The organism is Asaia sp. SF2.1 (assembly GCF_000505765.1).
Taxonomy (GTDB): Bacteria; Pseudomonadota; Alphaproteobacteria; order Acetobacterales; family Acetobacteraceae; genus Asaia; species Asaia bogorensis.
Window position 1 is genome coordinate 1 of the sequence record NZ_AYXS01000040.1, and the last position, 1,933, is coordinate 1,933.

A 1,933-nucleotide genomic window follows, 5' to 3' on the forward strand; every position below is an offset into this window, starting at 1 on the left:
GTCGTGACGGCCTGGGAGGCCTCCCAGTTGGGATTGATTTCCTCAGGGCGCTGCCTCGTATTCTGTCTGCGGAAACTCTCACCGGTCAGGCGCAGGCGCTGATAGGGGCCACTCGGCGCTACCCCATATGTGACCTCGCGTGCGTAGGCGAGAATGGTGTCATTGGCCTGTACCCCGGCCTGAAATCCTGCTGTTGCACCTGAAAAGGCCATATCACGCTCCCTTCACGGCAGGCGTGGCAGAGGAACCGCCGGAGTTGACGGCACTGCCCGCGTTGGCCGATGCCCCTGAATTCGAACTGGAGCCCGCCGAGGTAACGGAGCTGGGGCCGGTCGATCCCGAAGCATTGTTGGTCGATGATGCCTTTTCGAGAGATGTCGTCGCGCCGGAACCATCTTCAGGCTGATGACGCATGAGCGCGACGCGGCGGCCATAGCAAAGCTGCAGGGTGAGTGCGAGCGGGGCGGCATCGCTGCTTTGACTTGTCAGATACTGCCCGTCAGACGCGAATATGCCGGGCTCGTCCTCCTGTTCGACCAGAAGCACGTAGCTTGCCCCTTCTTCAGCACGCGAGGGCGTGATGGGGGATGGAATGCCGCCCATAGCCCGATAGGGTGATACGGCCACACGCAGGCCGGTAGCGACATTGGCCGCCACCTTGTCGAGGGCGATCGACGCGCCGGATGCGTCAAAGACAGCACCGGTCAGCACGAAAAGACCGCTGTTGTCAGCGGTCTCCACGAGGGAATAGAATTTCATCGCGAACCTTTCGGATGGGAAGAAGGCGGGTTTCGGCGATCTGCTTAAGTGCGCGGGTCGCCGTCGCTGTGCTGCGCGCATTAAAAAAGCCGCCCAAGTAAGGCGGCTTTTCTTCGTCGGCCGACGAAATTATTATAGCTAGGCGAGTTCGTCAGCAGGTCAAAATCTTATGCGTAATGCAGTAAAATACCGATCCTCTCTCACCCAAAGATGCCAAAGCATCGCTGCAATAGCTGCAACTCTGCACAGGAGCCGGCCTTTCATAGGCGACAGCCTCAAGCTTAGCGCCATCGATTCTGTCGGGAACTATATTTCCGGATAAATTAGAAGACTGTGAATTAACCGAAACAAACTCGGTTGTTGCAGGGCTGACCAAATGACTTTGAGGATGGATTGAAGCGGCATAGGCGACAGCTGCAAGCACTGCGATATTCATCGTTGAGTCCTCTTTCAATTAGGCCGAGTTTGGGTAACGCATACCCGAGAGCTATCATATCGTTATTATAACGATAATGCTACGAAAGATTGCTGGTTTAATTTTTTTTGTGAATCCACCTCAGAGCAAGTAAACCTGATAGCGATATCGGATCATCAGACTCATGCTGATGCAGTTTCCCGTTGCATCGGGATCGGACGGATGGAGACTTTGGCCGTCGTAAAATAGCCCGTCAGGCCAAGGGGCATCCTCGCGCATTTGCGCGCGAAACATGGTGCTCATCGTCTTGCACAGGGTCAGCGCGTCAGGCGTCGAGATCCTGCTCACACGCATGGTCAGATGCAGCGCAATCTCGTCTTCTTCTTCCATGGCACTCTCGCCCAGACCGAACCTGTCGGATCGACTGGTCTGTGTTTCCATGAGCCAGTGGATATCGGGCCGGTCTTCTGCGGGCTGCATCAGTACGTCGACTAGCGGCAGAGACTGCTGATCCGCCACCCGTGAGGCCCGGGCATAGGCATCGTTCCAGACGGTATCGGACAGCATCACGAACCTCCCGAGGCGATCAGGGTCCAGCCGCACAGCGTACCCCGATCGTAAACCGGACTAGCATCGGTCAGGGTGTAGGTTTTCGACCCGTCGCGCAGGGTGTCTCGCAGGCGGGGCCTATAACCACTGCGCGAGGTTTCATCGGCGGTGATCTGGGCGATGAACGGTGCTTTGCTAGCCCCTTCGTCG

General features: G+C 57.1%; 3 protein-coding genes and 2 pseudogenes. All 5 read right to left on the bottom strand.

The features are described 5' to 3' along the window. Positions 1-212, bottom strand: a pseudogene (locus P792_RS32195) (phage tail protein); the annotation flags it as partial. Between the two features lies 1 nt (position 213). Next, complete coding sequence (locus P792_RS32200) at positions 214-759, bottom strand: hypothetical protein (RefSeq protein WP_023979461.1); 546 nt, start codon at positions 757-759, stop codon at positions 214-216. A 151-nt stretch (positions 760-910) separates the two neighbouring features. Then, entirely contained in the window at positions 911-1,195 is a 285-nt protein-coding gene (locus P792_RS37125; protein WP_152530251.1) for a hypothetical protein, read from the bottom strand. Positions 1,196-1,315: 120 nt separating this feature from the next. Beyond that, a complete protein-coding gene (locus P792_RS32205) occupies positions 1,316-1,741 on the bottom strand; it encodes a hypothetical protein (RefSeq protein ID WP_023979462.1) in 426 nt (141 codons plus the stop codon). Continuing rightward, positions 1,741-1,933: pseudogene (locus tag P792_RS37695) on the bottom strand (hypothetical protein); the annotation flags it as partial. The gene P792_RS32205 and the pseudogene P792_RS37695, both read right to left, overlap by 1 nt.